At 65.5% G+C, this 20,623-nt stretch carries 17 protein-coding genes; 13 read left to right on the top strand and 4 right to left on the bottom strand.

The annotated features are described in order from the left end of the window. Positions 1 to 120: 120 nt before the first annotated feature. Positions 121 to 2,439 carry an LPS-assembly protein LptD gene (locus tag V6M50_RS05705; protein WP_332817589.1) on the bottom strand — a complete coding sequence of 773 codons (2,319 nt, stop codon included), beginning with the start codon at positions 2,437 to 2,439 and terminating at the stop codon, positions 121 to 123. Between the two features lie 131 nt (positions 2,440 to 2,570). Here V6M50_RS05705 and V6M50_RS05700 point away from each other — a divergent pair, with 131 nt between their 5' ends. The 4 genes from V6M50_RS05700 (at position 2,571) to V6M50_RS05685 (ending at position 5,736) form a co-directional block, all read left to right on the top strand. Beyond that, complete coding sequence (locus V6M50_RS05700) at positions 2,571 to 4,040, top strand: leucyl aminopeptidase (RefSeq protein ID WP_332817588.1); 1,470 nt, start codon at positions 2,571 to 2,573, stop codon at positions 4,038 to 4,040. 22 nt (positions 4,041 to 4,062) lie between these two features. Further along, positions 4,063 to 4,512, top strand: coding sequence for a DNA polymerase III subunit chi (locus tag V6M50_RS05695; protein WP_332817587.1), 450 nt, complete (start codon positions 4,063 to 4,065; stop codon positions 4,510 to 4,512). 86 nt (positions 4,513 to 4,598) lie between these two features. Further along, positions 4,599 to 5,021, top strand: a complete 423-nt coding sequence (gene ndk / locus V6M50_RS05690) for a nucleoside-diphosphate kinase (protein WP_325545881.1) — start codon at positions 4,599 to 4,601, stop codon at positions 5,019 to 5,021. A gap of 85 nt (positions 5,022 to 5,106) precedes the next feature. Continuing rightward, positions 5,107 to 5,736 (top strand): M23 family metallopeptidase, encoded by a 630-nt coding sequence (locus V6M50_RS05685; protein WP_332817586.1) that lies wholly within the window; start codon positions 5,107 to 5,109, stop codon positions 5,734 to 5,736. A gap of 1 nt (position 5,737) precedes the next feature. Here V6M50_RS05685 and purN read toward each other — a convergent pair whose 3' ends face one another. Beyond that, positions 5,738 to 6,688, bottom strand: a complete 951-nt coding sequence (gene purN, locus V6M50_RS05680) for a phosphoribosylglycinamide formyltransferase (protein ID WP_332817585.1) — start codon at positions 6,686 to 6,688, stop codon at positions 5,738 to 5,740. A 126-nt stretch (positions 6,689 to 6,814) separates the two neighbouring features. Beyond that, a complete protein-coding gene (gene purM, locus V6M50_RS05675; protein ID WP_332817584.1) occupies positions 6,815 to 7,933 on the bottom strand; it encodes a phosphoribosylformylglycinamidine cyclo-ligase in 1,119 nt (372 codons plus the stop codon). An 85-nt stretch (positions 7,934 to 8,018) separates the two neighbouring features. Between purM and V6M50_RS05670 the strand changes: the two genes are divergently transcribed. Genes V6M50_RS05670 through V6M50_RS05655 form a run of 4 tightly spaced genes read left to right on the top strand, consistent with a single transcriptional unit; the run spans position 8,019 to position 13,597 of the window. Continuing rightward, entirely contained in the window at positions 8,019 to 9,290 is a 1,272-nt protein-coding gene (locus V6M50_RS05670; protein WP_332817583.1) for a heavy-metal-associated domain-containing protein, read from the top strand. Then, a complete protein-coding gene (locus V6M50_RS05665) occupies positions 9,290 to 9,949 on the top strand; it encodes an HdaA/DnaA family protein (protein ID WP_332817582.1) in 660 nt (219 codons plus the stop codon). The genes V6M50_RS05670 and V6M50_RS05665 overlap by 1 nt, the downstream gene beginning before the upstream one ends. Then, positions 9,940 to 12,108 (top strand): RNA degradosome polyphosphate kinase, encoded by a 2,169-nt coding sequence (locus V6M50_RS05660; RefSeq protein WP_332817581.1) that lies wholly within the window; start codon positions 9,940 to 9,942, stop codon positions 12,106 to 12,108. Before V6M50_RS05665 ends, V6M50_RS05660 begins: the two co-directional genes overlap by 10 nt. After that, on the top strand, positions 12,101 to 13,597 hold the full coding sequence (locus V6M50_RS05655; RefSeq protein WP_332817580.1) for a Ppx/GppA family phosphatase: 1,497 nt from the start codon (positions 12,101 to 12,103) through the stop codon (positions 13,595 to 13,597). Before V6M50_RS05660 ends, V6M50_RS05655 begins: the two co-directional genes overlap by 8 nt. A 119-nt stretch (positions 13,598 to 13,716) precedes the next feature. Here the strand turns inward: V6M50_RS05655 and rnd are convergent, their stop codons facing one another. Next, positions 13,717 to 14,904, bottom strand: coding sequence for a ribonuclease D (gene rnd / locus V6M50_RS05650; RefSeq protein WP_332817579.1), 1,188 nt, complete (start codon positions 14,902 to 14,904; stop codon positions 13,717 to 13,719). 109 nt (positions 14,905 to 15,013) lie between these two features. On the opposite strand from rnd, the gene V6M50_RS05645 reads away from it, so the two are divergent. The 5 genes from V6M50_RS05645 (at position 15,014) to V6M50_RS05625 (ending at position 20,616) form a co-directional block, all read left to right on the top strand. Next, positions 15,014 to 15,343 carry a hypothetical protein gene (locus tag V6M50_RS05645; protein WP_332817578.1) on the top strand — a complete coding sequence of 110 codons (330 nt, stop codon included), beginning with the start codon at positions 15,014 to 15,016 and terminating at the stop codon, positions 15,341 to 15,343. Beyond that, positions 15,343 to 16,854 (top strand): FAD-binding protein, encoded by a 1,512-nt coding sequence (locus V6M50_RS05640; protein ID WP_332817577.1) that lies wholly within the window; start codon positions 15,343 to 15,345, stop codon positions 16,852 to 16,854. The genes V6M50_RS05645 and V6M50_RS05640 overlap by 1 nt, the downstream gene beginning before the upstream one ends. Positions 16,855 to 16,951: 97 nt before the next feature. Continuing rightward, positions 16,952 to 18,733 carry an aspartate--tRNA ligase gene (gene aspS / locus V6M50_RS05635; protein WP_332817576.1) on the top strand — a complete coding sequence of 594 codons (1,782 nt, stop codon included), beginning with the start codon at positions 16,952 to 16,954 and terminating at the stop codon, positions 18,731 to 18,733. 2 nt (positions 18,734 to 18,735) lie between these two features. Then, positions 18,736 to 19,611 carry an alpha/beta fold hydrolase gene (locus tag V6M50_RS05630; protein ID WP_332817575.1) on the top strand — a complete coding sequence of 292 codons (876 nt, stop codon included), beginning with the start codon at positions 18,736 to 18,738 and terminating at the stop codon, positions 19,609 to 19,611. A gap of 69 nt (positions 19,612 to 19,680) precedes the next feature. After that, entirely contained in the window at positions 19,681 to 20,616 is a 936-nt protein-coding gene (locus V6M50_RS05625; protein WP_332817574.1) for a hypothetical protein, read from the top strand. Positions 20,617 to 20,623: the final 7 nt, after the last annotated feature.

The raw sequence follows: 20,623 nt of genomic DNA, 5'->3' as shown, positions 1-20,623 counted from the left end.
GAATTAGTGGCACGCTCCGTATCAGCGGAAACGCCCGATGGTCCAGCGCAATCGGCCATCGGACCTGTTTGAAGCCCGCACATAGGTCGCCGACGCTGAACCTAGGCTGAGCAAGGCGGGTCAGAAGCCCAGGTTGCGGAACGCGATGCGGAAGGAGAAGCTGTTGCCGCGCCGCGCATCGCCGGTGTCGGCATAGTCGCGGCGCCAGGTCAGCGCGATCGACAGGCATTCGTCGTCATAGGCGATGCCAAGGCGATGGCGAATCGGCTCGAACCCGTCGGCGGAGCTCAGCGGATCGTCGCTCTGCTGGGTCAAATCGACGATGGCGGACCCGAAAACCGACCAGTAATTGGCAAAAGCCACGCGTCCGCCCGCGCGGACTTCCTCGCGGTCCTGCAGATCCTCGCCGAGCAGCAATATGTCGCGGTTGAGCCGCGAATAACCCACCACGGCATAGGTCGAGCGGCTGCCGATCGTCGCGTCGAATTCGTTGCGGCGGATCGCCAGATTATCCTTGTCGAGCCGGTATCGGTGAGTGAGGCGCAGGAAATCGCGGTAGGCTATCGTCGTCCGCCCGACGATGTCCGACGTGCGGTCGGTCAGCCCGGTGCCGTCGGGAAACAGGCTCGGCTTGTCGGTCAGGCGATAGCTTTGGCCGACGACGCTGCTGATGTTGAAACCCGGGCGGCTGTAATTCCATTCGACGCCATAGGTGATGCGCGCGCCGTCCTCGAACCGGTCGTGGCCGTTGAAACGATTGATCGCGAACAAATTGCTGTCTTCGAGGTCGAAGGCGCGCGAATCCTCGTTCGGAATGTCGAGATTCTTGATCGGCGGGGTCGCGACAAGCTGGACGCGCGGGGTCAGCGTCTGGGTGCCGCCCATGAACTCGCCGATGAAGGGCCAGCGCATGTCGGCCGCGACCGCGGCGATGCCGCGCGCCTGCCAACCCGATTTGCCGCGATAGCCGGGGATCGCGGTGAGCAGATTTTCGTCGCTGTGATAGACGTCGCCGCGAACGAGCGCGGTCAGCGTGACTTCCTGGCCCATGCCGGTCAGCCCGCGCAAATCCCAGCGCGCCCCGGCAAAGGCGCGCTGCGTGTCCTGGCCTGCGGTGCGGCCGATCGCGAGCGTATTGAGCTGCAGTTCGAACTGCCCGCCGAGAAAGGGATCGTCGAACCGCTGGCGGTAATCGATGATCGGCAGCGCGATCGGCTGCTGTCCCTGGTCGTCGTTGCGGCGCAGCGTCTGCGTCGCCCAGCCGGCGATCGACAGGTACGAGTTGCCGCCGATCCGCTCGAGCTCGAAGGTCGAGCGCAGCCGGTCGTCACGGCTGATGTCGTACCGGCGCATGAAGGTGCGGTCGGTCGCGATACGGCCCGAATAGGTGAGGCTCCAGCGCGGATCGAACTGGAACTTGCCGGCACTTTCGAGGTAACCGCGAAACCGTTTTTCACTGTCCGGGTCGTCGCCTGTCAACGGGACGAGCGAGCCATAGGTCGCATAGCCGTTGATCCGGAACGATCCGATGTCGGTCAGCGCGCGGAACTCGCCCTCGATCATCGGCGCGGCGCCAGTGTAGAGGTGCGGGGTGACCGTGATGTCGCGGTCGGGCGCGAGCCGCAGATAATAAGGGACGGCGACCTCGAAGCCGTTGCTCCGGTCGAGCCGGATCTCGGGCACCAGCAAGCCGCTGCTCGCCTCGTTGTTGATCGAATGGCTCAGGCCGGGCAGCGGAATCAGCGGCAGGCCGAAAAGCTCGATCCGTGCGCCCTTGTAGCGAACCTTGTTCTTGGCGCGGTCGTACATGACGCGGACGGCGCGGACCTGCCAGCTCGGGTTCTTCGGGCAACCCTCGGCATCCTCGACGGGGCAGGGGGTGTAGGCGGCATTCTCCAACTCGATATTGCCGTTGTCGAAACGCGTGCCTTTGATCGCGGCGAGCCGCGAGCCATTGTCGAGCACGACGAGCAGGTTGTCGACGACACCGTCGCGCAGGGTGTCGGTCAGCTCGATCCGGTCGCCATAGGCGGTATCGCCTTCGGGATTGATGATCGTGACATTGCCTTCGGCGAACACCTGGCCCGATTTGCGGTTCCAGGTGACCTTGTCCGCGCGCATCCGGATCGCCTCGCGGTTCATCTGGACATTGCCCTCGGCGACGACGACTTCGGTGTCGCTGTCGTAATTCAGGGCATCGGCCGCGAAACCGATCTGGTCTTCGGCCTTCACGTCGGGCGCGTCGGTCGTGGTCGGGACGACGTCGGGCGTCTGCAGGTCGGGCGTCTGTGTGTCGGGTTCGCCGACGACCTGCCCCGACGGGGTCGAATCGCCCGCCGTCTGGGCCAGCGCCGGCGTCGCGAACAGCACGATGCCGCTGGCCGTCGCCAGCCAGAACGGCCGTGCGCCTGTCGTTCCGGGGAACAAAGCCAACGTCATCTGATCACTTTGTCCCACATCTTTGTCACGTCCGCCCGGGTTGGACCGGCTGCTTTATTTTTGCAACTCGCAAGCGAAACCCCTATCGGTCCCGCACGTTGCAATCAATCACCGCATGAGAGAGTTACCGAATGGACATTCATTTTGTCGCGCAAATCGATGCGTCTGCCGATGTCGTCGCTTTTCCGGTCCGTAAGGGCGGACTTGCCGCCTTTGTCGAGGCGCTTGGCGAACCCCACGGCGCCCTGCTTGGCGGTGCCGCGGCACAGGCACGTTTCGAGGGCGCGGCAGGCAGCATAGCCGAAACCGCCGCGGTCGACGGCGGCCGGGTCCTTCGCCTGCTGCTCGTCGGGATCGGCGAGGGAAGCACGCATGATCTGGAGCGCGGAGGCGCCGCGCTGACCGGCCGGCTGCAGACCAGCGGCGCCACCGCGGTCCATGTCGATTTCGCAAGCGCGGGGCAGAGCGACGCGGATGATGTGCTCGCCTTTGCGATGGGCGCCAAACTGCGCGATTGGCGCCTCGACACCTATCGCACGCGCCTCGCCGACACCGCGAAACCCAGCATCAAGACGCTGACCATCGCCTCGCCGCATGGCAATCTGTCGGGCCGCTGGGCGGCCCTTTCGGCGGTCGCCGACGGTGTCGCGCTGACGCAGACGCTCGTCGCCGAGCCGCCGAACATCCTTTATCCCGAAAGCTTCGTCGAACGCTGCCAGCATCTCGCCGACCTCGGTGTCGAACTCGAAGTGCTCGACGAGCGCCAGATGAAGGCGCTCGGCATGGGCGCGCTGCTTGGCGTTGCGCAAGGGTCGACGCGGCCCCCGCGGCTGCTCGCGATGCGCTGGAACGGCGCCGCCGAGGGCGACAAGCCGGTCGTCTTCATCGGCAAGGGCGTCACCTTCGATACCGGCGGGATCAGCCTGAAACCTGGCCCCGGCATGGATATGATGAAGTGGGACATGGGCGGCGCGGGCGCGGTCGCGGGCGCGATGAAGGCGATCGCCGGGCGCAAGGCGAAGGCGAATGTCGTCGGCATCGTCGGCCTCGTCGAAAATATGCCCGACGGCAACGCGATGCGCCCCGGCGACATTGTCACCACCATGTCGGGCCAGACGGTCGAGGTGCTCAACACCGACGCCGAAGGGCGACTTGTGCTCTGCGACGCGATTAGCTGGGCGCAGAAAATCTATGAACCCAAGGTCATCGTCGACCTCGCGACGCTGACTGGCGCGATGGTGATCTCGCTCGGCCATGAATATGCGGGGATGTTCGCCAATGACGACGATCTCGCCGCCGACCTGCTCGCCGCGGGCGATGCGAGCGGCAACAAGCTGTGGCGTTTCCCGCTGTCGCCGGCATACGACAAGCTGATCGACAGCCCGATCGCCGACATGAAGAATATCGGCCCGCGCGAAGGCGGGTCGATCACCGCGGCGCAGTTCTTGAAGCGCTTCGTCGACGAAGGCGTCGCCTGGGCGCATCTCGATATCGCGGGCATGGCGTGGGCCGACAAGGACGGTTCGGTGTGGGCAAAGGGTGCGACGGGATACGGCGTGCGCCTCCTCGATCGCTACATCGCCGACAACCACGAAGGCTGAGGGCAGGGCAGGGCAGGGGAGCATGGCGCGCGTCGACTTTTACCGGCTGACCCGCGATCCGGTCGAACGGGTGCTCCCCGCGCTTGCGACGCGCATCCTCGGGGCGGGCGATCGCCTGCTGGTCGTCGCCGCGTCGGCGATGCAGCGGCAGGCGATCGACGAGGCGCTGTGGACGCTGCAACCCGCAAGCTTCCTGCCGCACGGCAATGCGGGCTCGCCTGACGAAGAAATCGAACCGATCCTGATCTCCGGAACGCTCGACGCCTCGCCGCCCAACCGCGCGCGGCTCGTCGCGCTCGCCGACGGCGAATGGCGCGACGAGGCGCTCGGGTTCGAACGCTCCTTCCTGCTATTCGACAACAGCCGTATCGACGACGCGCGCGCGACCTGGCGCACGCTCGGCGCCGCCGAGGGCACCGAAATCCACTTCTGGAAACAGGACGATCGCGGCCGCTGGTCCGAAGGGCCGTAGGCTTCCGGCGCTCTATCCTTGCGATAGGGCGAAAGCGCAGCTAGAGGCGCGCGCATCGCAAACCATAACATCGCAGGAGCTTTCCCATGGCGGTCACCCGCACTTTTTCGATCATCAAGCCCGACGCGACGCGCCGCAACATCACCGGCGCCGTCACCAAGATGCTGGAAGACGCCGGCCTCCGCGTCGTCGCGTCGAAGCGCATTCACATGACCCGCGAACAGGCCGAAGGCTTCTACGCGGTTCACAAGGAACGCCCCTTCTTCGGCGAACTCGTTGATTTCATGATCAGCGGTCCCGTCGTCGTCCAGGTTCTGGAAGGCGAGAATGCGATGCAGGCCAACCGCGACATCATGGGCGCCACCAACCCCAAGGACGCCGCCCCCGGCACGATCCGCAAGGAACTCGCCGAAAGCATCGAGGCGAACACGGTCCACGGCAGCGACAGTGACGAGAATGCCGCGATCGAAATCGCCTATTTCTTCAAGCCCGAAGAGATTGTCGGTTAAGGCAACGCCTTCGCCGCGACGTTAAAAAAGGGGGCGACGGAAATATCCGGCGCCCCCTTTTTTTGATCTTTAAGAGGAGAGCTTCTTGAAACCGATCCCGATCTTCGCTGCCGCGGCGAGCCTTATCCTGCTCGGGGCAGCCCCCGAACCCGCACCTGCCATTCCGCCTTCAGAGGGCGTTTATCGTCTGCCCTATGCCGACGCGACACGGGTTTCGGTTTTCGACGATGCGGCGACGCACCGCCCGCTCGGCGCCGTCGATCTCGTTGGCGAACCGCGCGGCGCCGATCGCCGCCACCGCATCGTCGCGGCCGCCGATGGGGTGGTCATGGCGATCGAGGAAAGCTTTTCCGAACAGCAGAGCGGCCGCGCCGCCGCCGACTGCCGCAACAATTATCTCTGGCTCTCACACGCCAACGGTGAATGGACGCTCTATTCGCACATGGCCGCGGGCAGTAGCAGCAAGGCGGGGCTCAAGGTCGGAAGCCGCGTTCGGGCGGGGCAGCATCTCGGCGACGAGGCCGCAGTCGGCTGCGCGATGCTGTCGCACCTGCACTTCGAGATTGCGGTTCCCCATGCAACGACGCCCATCGACAAGGGCGGCTTCCTTACCGACAACGCGCTGCGTCAGCGGATCCGCGTCCCGCGTTTCTGCGGCGTGGCGGACAAAACCGTACGCAAGGACGCATTCTACACCGCGGCTCCCTGTCGCTGATCTAGAATTCGTCGGCGATCCCCATCAACCCCGCCAGCTTCTTCGGCGCCACCGCGAGCCAGCTCTTGCGCAGCCAGTCGCCGATTGCATCCCAGTCGGTGTCGCCAAGGTCAAGGCGGATGCCGACCCAGCCGTCGCCGAAATAAGCGGGGCGGTAATAGCGGTCTTCGTCGAGCTCGATCAGTTGCGCCTGTTCGTCGGCGCCGCTGATCTTCACCAATATCGCTGTCTTGCCGTCGCCATGATGGTCCTGCGTGAAATAGGCGAATTTCTTGCCCTTCACGATTCCGAAGCAGGGCATGCCGTGCGAGGTGACCTCGTCGGCCTCGGGCAGCGCCATCGCGAGATCGCGCACGCGGCCGAGCAGATAGTCGGGCGAGCGTTCGCGCGACACGAAGGCCGCGAGTGTCGGCGGATAAAGCTGATGCTCGGCGATCCGCACCCGCGCCGCCAAAGTCTCGACGGTGTCGCCGGGCAGGATCGCGACCGGTGTCTGCGCCAGCACCGGCCCGTCGTCGACCCCCGGGGTCACGATATGCACGCTGCACCCGCCGAACCGGTCACTCGCTTCGATAGCCTGGCTGTGCGTGTTCAACCCCTTGTAGAGCGGCAGCAGGCTGGGGTGGATATTGAGCATCTTGCCCGCCCAGCGCCCGACGAAATCGTCCGACAGAATTCGCATATAGCCCGCGAGCGCGACAAATTCGGCCTTGGCCGCGCGCAACTGTTCGTCGACCAGCGTGTCGAAGGCGTCGCGGTTCATGCCCTTGTGCGACAAGCCCCATGTCGCGATGCCTTCGGCTTCGGCAATCTTCAGCCCCGGTGCATCGGGATCGTTGCTGCCGACGAGCACCAACTCATAGGGGCAGTCTTCGGCTTTCGCCGCATAGAGCAGCGCTGCCATATTGGTGCCAGCGCCGGAGATCAGGACGGCGACCTTGGCTTTCGTCATTGGCGCTCTCCTTCTTTCGTCATGCTGAACTTGTTTCAGCACCCATGGCCTGATCTCTCGGCAAGCGTGGTGGCAATTTTGATGGCGGACCATGGACCCTGAAACAAGTTCAGGGTGACGATAAATTCAACCGTGGTGCGTGGCACTCCACGCGCCCATTGCGCTCCACGTCTCGGCACTGCCCGTCACGGTGCAGCCCTTTTCGCCCTCGGCGATATGGCCGATCCGGAATACCGTCTCGCCCGCGCCTTCGAGCGCCGCGGTAACAGCGTCAACATCAGCTTCGGCGACAACAACCGCCATGCCGATCCCGCAATTGAAGGTGCGCGCCATTTCTTCGGGTTCGATATTTCCCTGCGCCTGCAGGAACGCCATCAGCCGCGGCTGCGCCCAGTTATCAGCGTTAACATGGGCGTGCAGCGTCTTGGGAAGGATGCGCGGGATATTCTCGAGCAGCCCGCCGCCGGTGATATGCGCCAGCGCATGGATCTGGCCGCTCTTCACCAGCGGGAGCAGGCTTTTGACGTAGATGCGCGTTGGCGCCATCAGCGCGTCGATCAGCAGGACGGTCTGGTCGAACAGCGCGGGGCGGTCGAGTTTCCAGCCCTTGTCGGCCGCGAGCCGGCGCACCAGCGAAAAACCGTTCGAATGCACCCCCGACGAAGCGAGGCCGAGGATCACGTCGCCCGCCGCGACCTTGTCGGCGGTCAGCACCTGGTCGCGCTCGACCGCACCGACGCAGAAACCGGCGAGGTCATAGTCGCCTTCGCTGTACATGCCCGGCATCTCGGCGGTCTCGCCGCCGATCAGCGCGCATCCCGCTTGCTTGCAGCCCTCGGCGATGCTCGCGACGACCTGGGTCGCGACCTCGTTGTCGAGCTTGCCGGTCGCATAATAGTCGAGGAAGAACAAAGGCTCGGCGCCCTGCACGATCAGATCATTGGCGCACATCGCGACAAGGTCGATGCCGACCCCGTCATGCTTTCCCGATTCGATCGCGAGTTTCAGCTTGGTGCCCACGCCGTCGTTCGCCGCGACGAGCAAGGGATCGGTGAACCCCGCCGCCTTCAGATCGAAGAAGCCGCCGAATCCGCCGAGGTCGGCGTCGGCGCCAGGGCGGCGCGTCGCACGGGCGAGCGGAGCAATGGCACGGACCAGCGCGTTGCCGGTCTCGATCGATACACCGGCCTCGGCATAAGTGTAGGAGGCGGGTTGCCCGTCTCGTTGGTTGTGCTTGGAATCCATGGCCAGCGCGACTAACGACTCCAGCCGAGAAATGCCATGATTTCCTTGTCCGGCGCCAAGCTTTTGGGCAAAGCATAGAGAAGATATGATTTCGGCTGCTTTCCCCCGCTTCGCGCTCCGCCTGACGCTCGATGCCTTTCGCCCGCGCGACTGGCGCTGGGCGGCGGCTTTCGGGCTTTTCTTGGCGATTCTGCTCGTCGGCGTGGTCGAAGGACAGATCAGTCGCGGTGATCGCGGCATCACGCCGATCAACAGCAGCGGCGATTTCCTCGCCAGCGGAATCCTCGTCGACGTCACCGGCGACAACGCCGACGATGCGCGCGAAAAGGGCTGGCGCGAGGCGCAGCGCCTCGGCTGGACGCAGCTTTATCGCAAATTGAACGGAAGCGACGGCCCCAAACTCGGCGATTCGGTGCTCGACGGCATCGTGACCGCGATCGTCGTCGAGGAAGAACAGATCGGCCCGCGCCGCTATGTCGCCCGGCTCGGCGTCCAGTTCGACCGCGTCCGCGCGGGGCAGATTCTTGGCGTCAGCGGCCGGACTTTGCGCTCGCCGCCGCTCCTCGTCATCCCCGTCTACTCGATCGACGGCATTCCGCAGGTGTTCGAACAGCGCAGCGCGTGGCAGCGTGCCTGGGCCGAATATAATACGGGGCAGAGCGCGATCGATTATGTGCGCACCGCGGGCACTGGCGCCGATACATTGCTCCTCAATTCCGGACAGACCGGGCGCCGCGGGCGCATCTGGTGGCGCGTTATCCTCGACCAATATGGCGCCGCCGACGTACTGACCCCGATCGCGCGGGTCGAATATTCCTATCCCGGCGGGCCAATCAAAGGCACTTTCACCGCACGCTTCGGCCCCGACAGCAAGCTGATCTCCAGCTTCACGATGACCGGGCCCAGCCCGGCCGCGCTGCCCGATATGATGGAAAAGGCGGTCGCGCGGATGGACCGTATCTATATCGACGCGCTCGCGGCGGGCGTGCTGCGCACCGACACCTATCTTGTCCTCGAAAAGCCGGTTGAGAAGGAAGATCTGCCCGAAGAAATCTCCACGGACGCGGAAGCGCTCCCCAGCGAGACCGACAGCAGCGTGCCGACCACAGCGGCGGTCGGGGTCCAGAGCTTCACCGTCCAGTACAGCTCGCCCGACGTCGATTCGGTCACCGCGACCGAACGCGCGGTCGGCGGCATCGCGGGGGTCCAGTCGGCGTCGACCACCAGCCTCGCGCTCGGCGGCACATCGGTGATGCGCGTGACCTTCCGCGGCGACATCGCCGCGCTTAGCGCCGCACTCGCCGCGCGCGGTTACAAGGTACAGGAAGGCGGCAGCACGCTGCGGATCAGCCGCTGATGGCGCGTCCCGCATCCGGCCAGATCGCCTTGCCGCTCGACTGGAGCGCGGGCGGTTCCAACGACGGTCCGCTGATCGTCGGCACCAGCAACGCCGATGCCGTCCGCTATTTGCGCCATGTCGCGACCTGGCCGGTGCGCACCGCGGTGCTCACCGGACCGCGCGGTTCGGGGCGCAGCCTGATCGGCCGGCTTTTCGCCAGCGACACCGGCGGCCGCGTGATCGACGGGCACGACAGCGTTTCGGAAGAAGAGATATTCCACGCGTGGAACGCGGCGCAGACTTCGGGCACGCCGCTGCTGATCATCGCCGACGCCCCGCCCGCCGACTGGAATATCGCGCTTCCCGACCTCGCCTCGCGGCTCGCGGCGGTACCGGTGTTGACGATCGGCGAGCCCGACGACTGCCTTGCCCGCGACCTGATCGAGGCGCTGTTTGCACAGCGTGGCATGGCCTTGGCGCCCGAAGTCGCCTCCTATATCGTGCCGCGGATGGAGCGCAGCTATGCGATGATCCACCGCGTCGTCGCGGCGCTCGATGCCGCCTCGCTCGAACAGGGACGGCGCGTCGGCGTTCGTCTCACGCGTGAAACATTACTGTCACAAGGCCTGATCGATCCCGATCTCCCCGAAAGGCAGGAAACAGGCACATGTCAGTAACAGGTAGGCCCCTTCGCGCCGAAAATGACGCCGATACGGCGCTGCCGTCGTTCGGCCCCGAACGTTTCTTCAACCGCGAGCTGAGCTGGCTGGCGTTCAACCGCCGGGTGATGGAGGAAGCGCGCAACCCCGCGCATCCGCTCCTCGAACGCCTCCGCTTTCTGTCGATTTCGGGAAGCAACCTCGACGAATTCTTCATGGTGCGCGTCGCGGGGCTGAAGGGCCAGCAATTGCAAGGGATCGACGATCCCTCGGCCGACGGCCGCTCGCCGGGGCAGCAGCTCGCCGAGATCGAGGCCGAGGTGAACCGCCTCGTCGACCAGCAGCAATCCGAATGGCAATTGCTCCACCGCCAGCTCGGCGAACAGGGCATTGTCGTTCACGGCACGGGGTCCGATGTCGAAGCGCTGCGCACCGCGTTGCGCCAATATTTCATCGACCAGATTTTCCCGATTCTCACCCCGCAGGTGCTCGACCCGGCGCATCCCTTTCCCTTCATCCCCAATCGCGGCCTCGGCGTGATCTTCGACCTTCAGCGCAAGGCGAACGGCGAGACGGTGCGCGAACTGGTGCTGATCCCCGGCGCGCTGCCGCGGTTCGTGCCGGTGCCGGGGCAATCGAGCGCGTTCGTGCCGATCGAATATCTGATCGAGATTTTCGGCGACCTCATCTTCCCGGGCTTCACGATCCGCTCCTTGGGCGTCTTCCGCATCATCCGCGACAGCGACATCGAAATCGAGGAAGAGGCCGAGGATCTCGTCCGCCTGTTCCGTACCGCGATCCGCCGCCGCCGTCGCGGCCGCGTCATCCTGCTCGAACTCGAAGCCGACATGCCGGGCGAGATCGCCGCGGTGCTCAACGCGGATATTCAGGGGCATGAGGCGATCGTCGCCAAGATCGGCGGCTTTATCGGGCTCGCGGCGCTGTCGGCGCTTGTCGACGTCGACCGCCCCGACCTCAAATTCCCCGCTTACTCGGCGCGCTTTCCCGAACGCATTCGCGAACATGGCGGCGACTGCTTTGCGGCGATCCGCAGCAAGGATATCCTTGTCCACCACCCCTATGAAAGCTTCGAGGTCGTCCTCGCTTTCCTGCGCCAGGCAGCCGCCGATCCCGACGTCGTCGCGATCAAGCAGACGCTCTATCGCGCCGGCGATCAGTCTCCGGTCATCCGCGCGCTGATCGAGGCGGCCGAGGCGGGCAAGTCGGTGACCGCGGTCGTCGAACTCAAGGCGCGTTTCGACGAGGAGCAAAATCTGCTCTGGGCAAACCAGCTCGAACGCGCCGGGGTGCAGGTCGTCTACGGTTTCATCGAGTGGAAGACCCACGCCAAGATTTCGATGGTCGTCCGCCGCGAAGGGCAGGGGTATCGCACCTATTGCCACTTCGGCACCGGCAATTATCATCCGGTGACCGCGCGCATCTATACCGACCTCAGCTTCTTTACTGCCGATCCGCGCGCCGGCCGCGATGCGGCGCAGCTGTTCAACTATATCACCGGCTATGTCGAGCCCGAGCGGCTCGAATTGGTCACCATGTCGCCGCTCAACATGCGCACGCATCTTTGCGATCTGATCGACGCCGAAATCACCGCGGCCAAGGCGGGGCATCTGTCGGGCGTATGGGCCAAGATGAACAGCCTCGTCGACCCCGACATCATCGACAAGCTTTATGCCGCGAGCGCGGCCGGCGTGCCGATCGAGCTGATCGTGCGCGGCATTTGTTGCCTGCGTCCGGGCGTGCCGGGCCTGTCGGAAACGATCCGCGTCAAATCGGTTGTCGGCCGCTTCCTCGAACATAGCCGCGTCTGGGCTTTTGCGAACGGAGCGTCGCTGCCGGATCGCGGCGCGAAGCTGTACATCAGCAGCGCCGACTGGATGCCGCGCAACTTCGATCGCCGGGTCGAATATATGATCCCGATCGAAAACCCGACGGTGCACGACCAAATTCTCGACCAGGTGCTGGTCGCGAACCTGATCGACAATGAACAAAGCTGGGTGCTGCAGCTCGATGGCACCTATGCACGCGTAACGCCGGGGGATAAGCCGTTCAATCTACACCATTATTTCATGAACAATCCATCGTTATCGGGCCGCGGAACCGCGCTCCACAAGCGCCAGGACGTCCCGACGCTCGCCTTCAATATGCGCGATGATTGAGAAGTTGGGTTTGCTGCGTTCCACCAGACAAGCGGTCCACCGTTCTGCCGTCATCGACATCGGCTCCAACTCGGTCCGTATCGTCGTTTATGAAGGACCGGCGCGCGCGCCCGCGGTGATTTTTAACGAAAAGGTCGCGGCGGGGCTTGGCCGTGGTCTCTCGATCAACGGCCGTATCGCCGACGAAGACGCCGCGCGCGGCCTGACCGCGCTCCGCCGCTATGCGCTGCTCGCAAAGCATATGGAGGTCAAAGACCTGCAGTGCGTGGCGACCGCGGCGGTGCGCGACGCCGAAAACGGCCCCGAGTTCATCGCCGCTGCCGCCGCCGCGGGCCTCAAGATCCGGCTGCTGTCGGGCGAGGAAGAGGCGGAGGCTGCGGGCTATGGCGTACTCGCTGCGATCCCGGAGGCGCATGGTATCGCGGTCGACCTGGGCGGTGGTAGCCTCGAGCTGGCCGAAGTGTCGGGCGGACAGGTCGGTCGCCGCGTTTCCTTCCCGCTCGGGGTGCTGCGCCTGCCCGCGCTGCGCAAGGATGGGCAACAAACGTTCGAGCGCGCTGTCCGCAAGATGCTCCGCGATGCGGGCTGGCCGGGCGGGCTGACCGGCCTGCCGCTCTATCTGGTCGGCGGGTCGTGGCGCGCGCTTTCGCGCCTCGACCTCGAACTCACGCACGATCCGCTCGCGGTGCTCGACCAGCATACGCTCCCCCGCACCGCGCTGCGCCGTCTCGTTCGCGCGACCAAGCGGCTGACATTTGAGGAATTGAGGGCGATCCCCGGCATGGCGTCGAACCGCGCCGCAGCCTTGCCCGATGCGGCGGCATTGCTCGCCGCGCTCGCCAACATCATCGACATTCCCGAAATGACGGTGTCTTCGTCGGGGCTGCGCGAGGGATTGCTCTACCAGGCGCTCGACGCCGAGACGCGCGCCGAGGACCCGCTGATCGTCGCGGCCGAGTTCGAAGGGCGCCGGCTCGCGCGGTTCGCACCGCACGGCCGCGCGATCACCGAATGGATCGCGCCCCTGTTCGCAGGCGAAGCGCACGCCGACAGCCGCGTTCGCCTCGCCGCCAGCCTGCTCAGCGACGTGGCCTGGTCCGCCAATCCCGATTTTCGCGCCGAGCGCGGCACCGAAATCGGCCTCCACGGCAATTGGCGCGGTATCGATATTCCGGGCCGCATCCTGCTGGCGCGCGCGCTTCACGCCGGATTCGGTGGTGCCGACAGCGATTTTCCGGCGATGGGCAATCTCGTCGAACCCGACCGTCTCGCGCGGGCGCGGCAATGGGGCTTGGCGATCCGGCTCGCGCAGCGACTGACCGGCGGCGTCGAGGCGCCGCTGAAAGCGAGCGGCATCGCGCTGGTCGACGGGAAATTGCGGCTCAGCCTCGATCGCGGCTGGCATCACCTCGCGGGCGAATCGGTCGATCGGCGGTTGCGCTCGCTCGCGCAGGCGCTCGATGCGAAGGCCGAGATGGTGCTGCTTTAGCCCTGCATCGTCATCCCGGCGAAGGCCGGGATCTCGACGGTCCGTTAGGGCCGGAGGTTGAGATCCCGGCCTTCGCCGGAATGACGATTTGGCGGCAGGAAAACGGCTTTCGGCGGCAGTCAGTCGGCGCTTGCTGTCGCGGCGTCGATCTCGCTCATCACCAGCTTGCCGTGCTTGACCGCAAAGCCCATCCGTCCCTCGACCAGGTCGAGCGCGGCATGGCCGAAGACGTCGTAGCGCCAGCCCTGCAGCAAGGCGATGCCCTCGCGCCCGCCCGCGGCCAGCGCCTCTAGGTCGTCGCTGCGCGCGATCAGCCGTGCCGCGACATTGAGTTCGCGCGCGCGGATTTTCAGCAAGAGCTTGAGCAGGTCGGCGACGAGCACGCCTTCCTTGCCGAGCCCGGGGCCGCGCGGCGCGCGGTCGGGCATGTCGTCCTTCGGCAGCAGCTTTGCGTTGGCGAGCGCGTCCATCAGCCGCGCGCCGATGTCGTTACTGCGCCACGTCGCCGACAGCCCGCGGACGCGGCCGAGGCCGTCCTGGTCCTTCGGCGGATGCGCGGCGAGGTCGGCGAGCGTCTCGTCCTTGACGATGCGGCCGCGCGGCAGATTCTTCGTCCGCGCCTCGCGCTCGCGCCACGCCGCGAGTGACTGCAACCGGCCGAGCACATCGGGCTTGCGCGAGGGGATCTTGATCCGCTGCCACGCCTTGTCGGGATCGACGCTGTAATTGGCGGGATCGGCAAGCTTTTCCATTTCCTCGTCGAGCCAGTGACCGCGCCCGGTCTTGATCAGCTTGTCGAGCATCATCGGGAAAATCTGGGCGAGATGGGTGACGTCGCCGACGGCATAGTCGATCTGGCGCTTGTCGAGCGGACGGCGGCTCCAGTCGGTAAAGCGCGCGCCCTTGTCGAGTTGCAGTCCGATCCACGCTTCGACGAGGTTCGAATAGCCGACCTGTTCGGCCTGGCCGATCGCCATCTGGCCGATCTGGGTGTCGAAGATCGGATGCGGCGTCTTGCCGGTCAGGTTGAAGATGATTTCGACATCCTGCCCACCGGCGTGGAAGACTTTCAGCATGTCCTCATTGTCGACGAGCAGGTCGAGCAACGGCTTCAAATCCATGCCGGGCGCCATCGGATCGATCGCCGCGGCATGTTCGCGGTCGGCGACCTGGATCAGGCAAAGCTCTGGCCAGAAAGTATTTTCGCGCATGAATTCGGTATCGACCGCGATGAAATCGCTGTTCCGAATGAGGTCGCAGAATTCGACGAGCGCGGCGTTGGTTTCGATCAACGGATGGACTTGCATAGCGCGCCTATACAGCTAGTTGAAAAGAACGGGCAGGAAAATTTGCTCGTGCTCTTCGGGTCGCGGAGCCGGAACACCGGTCAGAAAAAAACGCGAAGGGATTTAGGGCATGATGTGGGTCGGTTGGGCGCTGGCTACGCTGGGTTTTGCGCTGCTTGTCGGGCAATATGCGGCGGGGCAAGCGGATATATTCGTATCGATCGCCAATCCGCGGCCGCTCGACGAAGAATTGATGGTCGTGACGCTGAAGGGCTGGGGCTTTGCTGCCCAAGCGGCGCAGCCGTTTGTCACGCCCGAATCCGACCACGGCCTGTGCGATGTCCGCGTCTTCGGGACGCGGCGCCAGATGCTCGTCGCGATCGCTACCTTCGGCTTTCTCCGCCCCGTGACCGTGGCGTGGCGCGCGCACGCGGGCATTCTACCGCTGGGAGACGCCTGATGCCGATCGTCAAGCTCGGCGACAAAGGCCGCTGGACCAATTATCACGGCACCGGCACGTGCGAAGCCGCGACGCGCTTTGCCTTGCGCAGCGGGGATGCCGTGCGCGGGCGCGACGAGATTGCCATCGCTTCAAAAGCGGTACAGGACTGGCTCGCCGAGGCGCAGGCCGCGAAACGCCGTGTCCGTCCGATCGGGGCGGGCTGGTCGCCATCGAACGTCAATATTTCGTCCGACAGCTGGCTGCTCCACACCCGCCGTTTCAACCGTTGCTTTCGCATCGAGGCCGCCGATGTCCGGCCGGGCATCGACGCCGATGGACTGATGTTGGTCGAGGCGGGCGCGCTCGTTGACGAAGTCTCCGACAAGCTCGAGGAGCAAGGTCGCTCGCTGTGGACCAGCGGCGCAGGCAATGGCCAGACCTTCGCGGGTGCCTGCGCAACCGGGACCCACGGGTCGATGATCGCGCGCGGCGGCATTCAGGATCATATCCGCGCTCTCCAGATCGTCACGCCCGGCGGCATCCACTGGATCGAGCCCGACGCGGGCGTGATGAGCGATGCCTTCATCGCCGCGACGGGCTCGACCCCGCTGCGCGACGACGACCTGTTCGCCGCTGCGCAGCTTCCGGTCGGATCACTCGGCATCGTCACCGCGGTCGTCGTCGACAGCGTGCCCAAATTCCTCGTCCGCCCGATCCAGAATCTGCGCACCGTCGAATGTGCCGCGCTCGACTGGCTCGCCACGGGCGATTTTCGGCGCTTTTCGGCGGCCTATGCACTCGATCAGGATCCCGATTTCGTCCAGATGATCGTCAATCCCTACAAGCCGTTCAAACGGCCGGCGATGCTGCGCTTCCTCTATCGCGAGCCGTGGCGCGACGATTATCCGCGCGCCACCCCGGGCCAGCTTGGCGCGGGTTACGACGCGCTCAGCCTGCTCGGGCGGCTGCTCAACGATTATCCGTGGGCGCGCGGGCCGTTGCTGCAATTCGCGATGAAACAGGGCTATGCCAGCGGCCCCGATGTCAACGCGCCGCCGGTCTATGGCAGTTGGGGCGAGGGACTCGACACCCACCGGCCGCTCGCCGACCTGTTCAACGCTTCGGTCACCATCGACCGTGCCGATCTCGCGCGCGCCTTCGAACGCATTTGCGCGGTGTTTGCGCGCCACGGCGGCTCGACCGTCGTCACGGTGCGTTTCATGGAGCGCGCGCAGGGGCTGCTTGCGCCGGCACGCTTCCCGCACAATGCCGTGATCGATTTCGACGGCCCGCGTAGCCAGCGCACCGCTGACGCCTATGCGCGCGTTGTCGAATGCCTCGATGCCGAGGGGATCGCCTTCACCCGCCACTGGGCGAAAAGCTGCCGCCTTGACGCCGTGCGCGTCGCCGCCGATTATGGCGAGGATTTTCGGCGCTGGCGGAGCGCGCGCGACCGACTGATGCCCGATCCCGCCCACCGCGCGCTGTTCGGGAGCGAGGTGCTCGACGGGTTGGGGCTGACCTGCTGACGAGCCAAGCCTTGACAAATGGCACGCCGACCTGCCTTAGGCGCGGCCATAAATGTCAACTTTTTGTTGATTTCCCCAGTCATCGAAAGACGAGAAAATGCACGCCTACCGTACCCATAACTGTGGCCAGCTCCGCGCCGAGGATGTCGGCCAGAATGTCCGTGTCTCGGGCTGGGTGCATCGCAAGCGCGATCATGGCGGTCTGCTCTTCGTCGACCTGCGCGATCATTATGGCCTGACCCAGATCGTCGCGGACTCGAGCGACGCGGCCTTCGCCACGCTCGATGGCCTTCGCGCCGAAAGCGTGGTGACGATCACCGGCGATGTTGTCGCGCGCTCGCCCGAAACGACGAATATCAACCTACCCACCGGCGCGATCGAAGTTCGCGCACGCGACGTGTCCGTCCAGTCGGCGGCGATCGAACTGCCGATGCCGGTCGCGGGCGAACAGGAATATCCCGAGGACATCCGACTGAAATACCGCTTCCTCGATCTCCGCCGCGAACGCCTGCACGCGAACATCATGCTGCGTTCGAACGTGATCGCGTCCTTGCGCCGCCGCATGGTCGAACAGGGTTTCACCGAATTTCAGACCCCGATCCTCACCGCCTCGTCGCCCGAGGGCGCGCGCGATTATCTGGTCCCGAGCCGCGTCCACCCCGGCAAATTCTACGCGCTGCCGCAGGCGCCGCAGATGTTCAAGCAGCTGCTGATGGTCGCGGGCTTCGACCGCTATTTCCAGATCGCACCCTGCTTCCGCGACGAGGATGCGCGCGCCGACCGTTCGCCGGGCGAATTCTACCAGCTCGATTTCGAAATGAGCTTCGTCACGCAGGACGACGTCTTCGGCGCGATCGAGCCCGTGCTCGCGGGCGTGTTTGAAGAATTCGCGAACGGCAAGTCGGTGACCCCCGCGGGTTCATTCCCGCGCATCCCCTACCGCGAGTCGATGCTGAAATATGGCAACGACAAGCCCGACCTCCGCAACCCGCTGATCATCACCGACGTCTCGGCGCACTTTGTGGGGTCGGGTTTCGGCCGCTTCGCCGACATCGTCGCGGCGGGCGATGTGGTGCGTGCAATCCCCGCCCCTGCGACCGCCGAGAAGAGCCGCAAATTCTTCGACGACATGAACAGCTGGGCGCAGGGCGAAGGCTTTGCCGGCCTCGGCTATGCGACGCGCAAGGGCGGCGAATGGGGCGGCCCGATCGCCAAGAATCACGGTACGGAGAAGATGGACGCGCTGGCTGCTGAGCTCGGCATTGGTCCCGACGATGGTCTGTTCTTTGCGGCCGGCAAGGAAGCGCAGGCGGCGAAGCTCGCCGGCCTCGCACGCACCCGCGTCGCCGAGCAGCTCGAACTGATCGATCCGAACAAGTTCGAAATGTGCTGGATCGTCGACTTCCCGATGTTCGAGGCCGACGAGGATACCGGCAAGATCGACTTCAGCCACAACCCCTTCTCGATGCCGCAGGGCGAGCTGGATGCGCTCGAGACGAAGGACCCGCTCGACATCCTCGCGTGGCAGTATGACATCGTCTGCAACGGTGTCGAATTGTCGTCGGGCGCGATCCGCAACCATCGTCCCGACATCATGTACAAGGCGTTCGAGATCGCGGGCTATTCGCAGGCCGATGTCGATGCGAACTTCAGCGGCATGATCAACGCGTTCAAGTTCGGCGCGCCGCCGCACGGCGGTTCGGCGCCGGGCGTCGACCGCATCGTGATGCTGCTCGCCGACGAACCGAACATCCGCGAGGTCGTGGTCTTCCCGATGAACCAGAAGGCCGAAGACCTGATGATGAACGCCCCGGCGCCGGTCAGCGACAAGCAGCTCAAGGAACTCGGCATCCGCATCGTCGACGGCCCCAAGGGCTGAGCGTGACCGGGCAGCCGCGCGAACACCGGCTGGAAACGCCGGAAGGCGACATTTGCTGGTTCGAATGGGGCACGCCGGGCGAGCGCGCTTCGCTACTGCTGCTCCACGCGACCGGCTTTCACGCCCGGCTGTGGGACCAGGTCGTCGCGGCGCTGCCCGCGGACACGCATGTCATCGCACCCGACCATCGCGGCCATGGGCGCAGCTATCGTCCCGCGACGCTCGCCGATTGGGCCGCGACCGCCGACGCCTTGCTACCGCTGATCGACGGACACGGAGGGCGCCCGCTCGTCGGCGGTGGCCATAGCATGGGCGCCTATATCCTGACCCGGCTCGCGGCGCAGCGACCCGCGGCTTTCCGCCATCTTGCGCTGATCGACCCGGTGATCATGGATCCGTCGCTTTATGAAGGCGAAGCCGCACGGCCGATCCCCGATCCCGCCGGGCATCCCGTCGCCCGCCGCCGCAATAGCTGGCCCAGCGCCGAAGAGATGCGTGCGCGTTTCGCCGATCGGCCGCCCTATGCGAACTGGGATCCGCGCGCGCTCGCCGACTATTGCACCTATGGCCTCCTTCCCGCGGCGGCCGGCGAGGGGCTGGAACTGGCGTGCCCGCCGGCGCTCGAGGCGTCGGTCTATCAAAATGCGCTGCGCACCAGCCCGCATGCCTGGCTGCCGCATCTCGCGACGCCTTCGACCGTCATCCGCGCCCCGACCGGCGAACGCGGCGGCCCGCTCGACTTTTCGTTGAGCCCGACCTGGACAGGCCTTGGCCCCGCAATCGGCGCCGAGCGCGACGAGCTGTGGGACGAGCATAGCCATTTCATACCGATGGAGGCCCCCGCGCGCGTCGCGGCGCTGCTCGCGGACCTTCTCTGATCTTCCTGCTTTGACAGGCGCATGGGGCTGCGATAGCCCGGCGCGGGGTTGGTGATCGGGGGGTGAATCATGCTCGTGCGTCCGCTATTTTCTGCAACCTTGCTTTGCCTCGCGGCGCCCGCGGCGGCGGAGACGCTGACGATCCATGGCAGCGATCCCGCCAGCGCCAACGTCAACGACCTGCTTCGCCTGTCGGTCGAGCGCTTCGAGGGCGAGGATGGCGCGGCGCTTGCGCAGCATCTTGAGGCAGAGCTGGGGGCTGCGCAGTTCGGCGGCCGTCCTTACTACCGCATCGTTGCGCCCGAATCGGGCGCGCCGACCGATGGCCTTGTCACCGGCACGACCCGCGCCAGCGTCGACGAGGTGCCCGTCACCGAAAAGCGCAAGCGCTGTGTCGAGGATGATCCCGTCGACAAGAAGAAATGCCTGAAGGAAATCGAGGTCGACATCCGCTGCCGCCGCCGCACGATCACCATCGCGACGACCGCGCGGCTGGTCGCGATCGGCGATGGGTCGATCCGCTATACGCGGCCGCTCAATACCCGCGACCAGCAGGTGTGGTGTCCCGACCGCTCGGCTTCGCGCTCGGTCGAAGACTATATTTCATCGACCCAGCGCGACCATGTCCGTGCGATCCGGGGCGATCTTGCACCGCGCGACTATTCACTCGATGTTCGCGTCGAGGAAAGCACGAAGGGCCTCGCCAAACCCGCGCAAGCCGCATTCAAGAGTGCCGTCCGGCTGACCAAGAGCGATCAGGTCGCGGCGTGCGCCGCCTGGACCGCGCTGACCCGCGATGTCGAGCCGACCGTCGCGCTGGCGTTCAACCTCGGCCTCTGCGCCGAAATGCAGGGTGATTTCACCGCGGCAACCGACTGGTATGGCGAGGCGCAGCGGCAGGGTTCACGCAGCACCGCCATTCCGGAGGGGCTCGCGCGCATCGATCGGAACCGGCGCGCACTCTCCGATTGGGACGCGCGCAAGCGGCTGATGGGCGCCGATTAACCAGGAT

It is taken from the genome of Sphingopyxis sp., assembly GCF_036675685.1.
In the GTDB taxonomy this organism is placed as follows: domain Bacteria; phylum Pseudomonadota; class Alphaproteobacteria; order Sphingomonadales; family Sphingomonadaceae; genus Sphingopyxis.
This window is presented reverse-complemented; position numbering and strand designations above follow the sequence as displayed.